The 4433-nt window shown below is 57.2% G+C and carries 7 protein-coding genes and 1 pseudogene; 5 read left to right on the forward strand and 3 right to left on the reverse strand.

Annotation, left to right across the window (positions count from 1 at the left end):
- A pseudogene (locus ABMA59_RS36840) lies at nt 1–84 on the reverse strand (IS5/IS1182 family transposase); the annotation flags it as partial.
- Between the two features lie 172 nt (nt 85–256).
- Between ABMA59_RS36840 and ABMA59_RS36845 the strand changes: the two are divergent.
- From ABMA59_RS36845 to ABMA59_RS36855, 3 genes are all read left to right on the forward strand, one after another.
- Nucleotides 257–499: a hypothetical protein gene (locus tag ABMA59_RS36845; protein WP_349010285.1), complete on the forward strand. Its 243-nt coding sequence runs from the start codon at nt 257–259 to the stop codon at nt 497–499.
- Nucleotides 500–772: 273 nt separating this feature from the next.
- Entirely contained in the window at nt 773–934 is a 162-nt protein-coding gene (locus ABMA59_RS36850) for a type II toxin -antitoxin system TacA 1-like antitoxin (RefSeq protein ID WP_349010286.1), read from the forward strand.
- 73 nt (nt 935–1007) lie between these two features.
- Nucleotides 1008–1244 carry a helix-turn-helix transcriptional regulator gene (locus ABMA59_RS36855; protein ID WP_349010287.1) on the forward strand — a complete coding sequence of 79 codons (237 nt, stop codon included), beginning with the start codon at nt 1008–1010 and terminating at the stop codon, nt 1242–1244.
- A 134-nt stretch (nt 1245–1378) separates the two neighbouring features.
- On the opposite strand, the gene ABMA59_RS36860 is transcribed toward ABMA59_RS36855, so the two are convergent.
- Nucleotides 1379–1594, reverse strand: coding sequence for a hypothetical protein (locus ABMA59_RS36860; RefSeq protein WP_349010288.1), 216 nt, complete (start codon nt 1592–1594; stop codon nt 1379–1381).
- A gap of 93 nt (nt 1595–1687) precedes the next feature.
- Between ABMA59_RS36860 and ABMA59_RS36865 the strand changes: the two genes are divergently transcribed.
- Nucleotides 1688–1987 carry a hypothetical protein gene (locus ABMA59_RS36865; RefSeq protein ID WP_349010289.1) on the forward strand — a complete coding sequence of 100 codons (300 nt, stop codon included), beginning with the start codon at nt 1688–1690 and terminating at the stop codon, nt 1985–1987.
- 172 nt (nt 1988–2159) lie between these two features.
- Nucleotides 2160–3929 carry a calcium-binding protein gene (locus ABMA59_RS36870; RefSeq protein ID WP_349010290.1) on the forward strand — a complete coding sequence of 590 codons (1770 nt, stop codon included), beginning with the start codon at nt 2160–2162 and terminating at the stop codon, nt 3927–3929.
- 169 nt (nt 3930–4098) lie between these two features.
- Here the strand turns inward: ABMA59_RS36870 and ABMA59_RS36875 are convergent, their stop codons facing one another.
- The gene (locus ABMA59_RS36875) at nt 4099–4335 is read right to left on the reverse strand and encodes a hypothetical protein (protein WP_349010291.1); all 237 of its coding nucleotides are present in this window, start codon (nt 4333–4335) and stop codon (nt 4099–4101) included.
- Nucleotides 4336–4433 lie beyond the last annotated feature (98 nt).

The following is a 4433-nucleotide window of genomic DNA, read 5'->3' on the forward strand; positions in this document are numbered from 1 at the left end:
CAGCGCCCATTCTTCGTCCGTAAGGTCGCTCGGATAACGCAAGTGATCACGATTGTAGCGAGCGCGGTTCTCAACGGTCCACATCGGCGCCTCCTGTCGAATCAGCGCCAGCTAAGGAATCATAGCCGATTCCAACTCCACAACCCCCATATCGCTAACCGACTCTGCCGATTCACAAAGCTTCCGGACAGACACTAATAGACAAGCATGGGATCGATCGCGAGACGCTCATGCGTGAGGCGCAGCGGCTCTCATCATGAACCAACACGTAGATGGACCGAACGTTTTCACTGAACTGGACGGCCTTCCCATTCGCTGGACTGATCCCGATTTCGTGACGCACGCCGTGGAGGGAACGCAGGTCCCCGGCGAGGGCATGCTATTCTGGCGACGCTGCGGGGATGGCGAGGTGCCGGTGGAAGGTGCTCTATTCGGCCACTTCGAGGTGACCTGCACGTCGGTCGCGGTCGCCGAGCGCAACGCCATGGCAGCGTCGTAGACGCGATCTGCGGCCTTGGCCTCGGGAGTGCCCTCAACACAGCCAGGAAGTGCGTCCAGCGCTTCGTAGACGGCTCGTGCCTCGCGCAGGAGTGCAAGCGAGGATAGGCGACGCGATCGTTGGCTCACTTTAGGCATGCCTTCGGCGGCTGTCCGAACATATATGTTCTGCATGGCGATGTTCCTGTTGAAGTGTTTGCGTTGACTTGTGTATAACGATGTTTAACACTCGTCAACAGAAACGTTCAACAAAGTTCAACACAGTGGAGGCCGCATGGTCCGCGCCGCAAGCATCGGAATTCGCCTGTCGGAAGAAGTGAAGGCTGCCCTCGACCAAGCAGCCAAAGCCGAGCGCCGTACAATATCCGCGTACGTTGAAATCCTAATCGTTGCCGACCTCGAACTGAAAGGTCTGTTGCCGAAAGGTGCAGCCTAATGGCCCTTTGGGAATTTCCTGTATGGCCTTGTCGATGTCCAAACGAACTGCGCCATCTGACGGAGCCACGCCGATGATGATCACCGGCGGCCAGATACGCGCGGCGCGCGCTCTACTCAGGATATCGGCCCACGACTTGGCCAATCGGACGGGCATTTCCTATTCGTCTATCCACCGGGCCGAGCAGGTCGACGACCTTCCCAATCTGCTGGACAAGCACGTTACCGCCATCCGCACCGCCCTTGAAGCAGCCGGCGTCGAGTTCATCCCGGAGAACGGTGGCGGCGCTGGCGTGAGGCTACGTAAATGAAAGGCCAGTATGGAGGTCGGGGCGTTCTCTCCACGCTGGCCATGAGGTCAAGTCTTAGGACCGTTCGGCACAGTATTGGATGTTTGTGACAAAGCTACGAAACCCGCCGGCTGCGGTCGGCCTCGCTAGTCTATTCAGCGATCGGTCGCGCTCTTCGTCCGTTCGCTCAGCGCAAAGTTTTGCAGGACTCTGACTTTAACGGGCTCGCTGTCCGCATTGGAAATGATCGCGTAGAACGCAGCACGCACGATGTCACTTTTTGAAGCCGTCGGAAATGCTTTCTCGGCAGCCTTCATCAAGTCCTTGGGTTTCATGCCCGGTTTGACTAGGCTCAGCATCACATCGCCCATCGCCTATCCGCTCGCTGCCACAATGCTCGCGATCGCCAACCGAGAGAAACCGGCCGGCTGAGGAGGGACCGCACCGTGGTCGGCCGGTCGGGGGTGAACGAACGCAGTCGAGTGGAAGGGTCCGAGTGGCAGGCGTTGATGATGAAAGCTTCCTCTCCAGAAAATCGTACCGGGAACAGTACATTTCCGAACGGCGTCGATTTCGCATATCGCGCGGCGGACCCGCTGAAGGGGCAATTTGCGGCGTCGCCTCCGGCAGGTCAGCTTCATAAGGCTAAAGATCGCTTCATGTCGCCCGCGATTGTCGAAACGCCGTTGAAAGATATCGCATGCACGGTTTCCAGTATCCATTATGACATTCCCATTACTTATTCGAAGTGTGACGACTTTTAGGCAAATCAAGCAGAATTACGAGCTGTCAAGGTGTAAGAAAGTATCATCTTGGGTGGTTGCGGAATGAGGACGATACCTCTAAAGGGCTATGAACTACTTCCTTTGGATTAGTTTTTTTGTGTATCTGGATTCGTGGGCGGGGGGCTGCCTTAGCTATGAGAGGTCGCCCGAAATGGCAATACCAGCAGGCTTTCCTACCGCAGCAACGACCGGCGTCCCAACCGGGATCAGTCTGACTGCCTATACCGGTCCGATGACGATTACCACGGATGGAGCGGTTATCGAGGGCAAGATCATTAGTGGGTCACTCCGAATCTTGGCCGATAACGTCACGATTAAGAACTGTAAGATCACCTACAATTCTTGGTGGGGTGTCGACGCCGAAGGGGCCAAGAACATCACTATCCAGGATTGCGACATTGTGGGGCCAGGCTATGGTACCGACAGCAATGCGGCGATCCTAGGGAGCGGGACTTTCCTGCGCAACGATATTTCGAAGGCGGAGAACGGCATTGTTTTGCAGGGGGGGGCAAGCACGGTCAAGGGAAACTACATCCACGACCTTGAGGATGGCGGTGGCGACCCTCACTACGACGGAATCTCTGTCCAGGGCGGGCAAAACGGCGTTCTGATTGAAGACAATACGATACTCTCGCGCGACACTTCGAATGTGTTCATTAAGAACGATTTCGGACCGATTTCCAACGTTACGGTGAACCACAATTATATGGCCGGATCGGCGGGAATTAACGTCTATGTCGACGGCCGCGCCTCGGGCGGTCCAATCACCGGTGTCAGCATCACCAATAACTATCTGGAAAAGGGCTATTATGGCTACTATTCAGTGGACAACAGTTCTCCAGTAATTTCCGGTAACGTCGAATACCTCCCGGGACAAACACCACCGACTGTCCCCGACCCCGATCCGACGCCCGATCCCGATCCAACGCCCGATCCCGATCCGACGCCAGACGATCAGACTTTCACGGGCACCAGCGGCAACGACACACTTCCTGACGGCGGCCGATCGAACACGGGAAATGAAACCATCTACGGATTAGGGGGGAACGACATCCTTCGCGGCGGTGCCGGAGGCGACAGGCTTGACGGCGGATCAGGTACCGATACCTCGACATACGCCGGATCGCCGACGGGCGTAACGGTGAACCTTCAGGCTGGAACGTCATCAGGAGGGCATGCAGCGGGTGACACTCTTGTCAGCATCGAGAACCTGACCGGTTCCAGTTATGCTGATTCGCTAACCGGTAATTCTGGCAACAACACTCTGGACGGCGGTGGCGGTGCCGACACGATGCGCGGCGGAGCGGGCTGGGATGTCTATGTCGTCGACAATGCCGGCGACATTGTTGACGAGGGTGTAGCGGGGTCGGACGGGTCCGACTCGGTGCAGTCATCAATTGACTTCAATCTTGCGGACACGACCCATGTTAAGGGCACGGTTGGGAACTTGACGTTGACCGGCACAGGCAATATCGACGCCACCGGCAACGCGCTGGACAACGCTCTCAATGGCAACTCCGGCGCAAACGTGCTGATTGGCGAGACTGGCCGAGACACGATCAACGGTGGCGTTGGAAACGATACGCTTACAGGTGGCGCAGACAACGATACCTTCATCTTTAATTCTGCGCTGAATGGGAACACGAACGTTGATCGGATAACCGACTTTTCGGCTGTCGCTGACACGATCAGCCTCGACAACGCAATCTTCACGGCGTTGAACACAGGCAAACTGTCCTATCAGGCCTTCAGATCCAACTCGACCGGTCAGGCGCAGGATAGCAGTGATCGTATCGTTTACGAGACCGACACGGGCAATCTTTTCTATGACGCCGACGGCACGGGGGCTGGGGCAAGAGTACAGTTCGCCATGTTGGATGCGGGCTTGAAACTGACTGCGGCCGATTTCGTTGTTATCTAGCTGCAGTTCCTGCGAATACAAAAAAGCCCCGCCGGCCGGAGCCAGCGGGGCCAAGTTTCGCCTACAGGAAGGAGCCTATCGTCAGGCCAACATCTCGCCAACGGCGATAGTTAGCTTTTCCGCCCTTTTCCGTGAAGGATTGTAAGCGCCCAGTCATGACCCGGGGCTGTTACCGGCCATGGTTTTGACCGCTGCCGCGATTGGCTTTTTGCTCGCTGATGAAGTCGGTCAGGCTTTCAAGGCCGAAGTCTGTGAAGGCGGGGGTCTGCTGATCGCCGGGTCCGTAGACCCAGAGGCAACCGTCCTCGGGTTCCATGTCGACATAGACCTCCCACAGTAGGTCGGCATCCTCGCCGAGCATGTCGGCGACGAGTGGGAGGGTGTAGACCCGGGTGATCGCAGCCATGGTGTTAGGCCGCCAGTCTGGTGTCGGATCGGGTGCGCCAGTTCCAGGGGAGAAGTTCGTCGATGCGATTGACCGGATGGTCGCCGACGCGGCCGATC

This window comes from Mesorhizobium yinganensis (assembly GCF_040081985.1).
Classification (GTDB): Bacteria; Pseudomonadota; Alphaproteobacteria; order Rhizobiales; family Rhizobiaceae; genus Kumtagia; species Kumtagia yinganensis.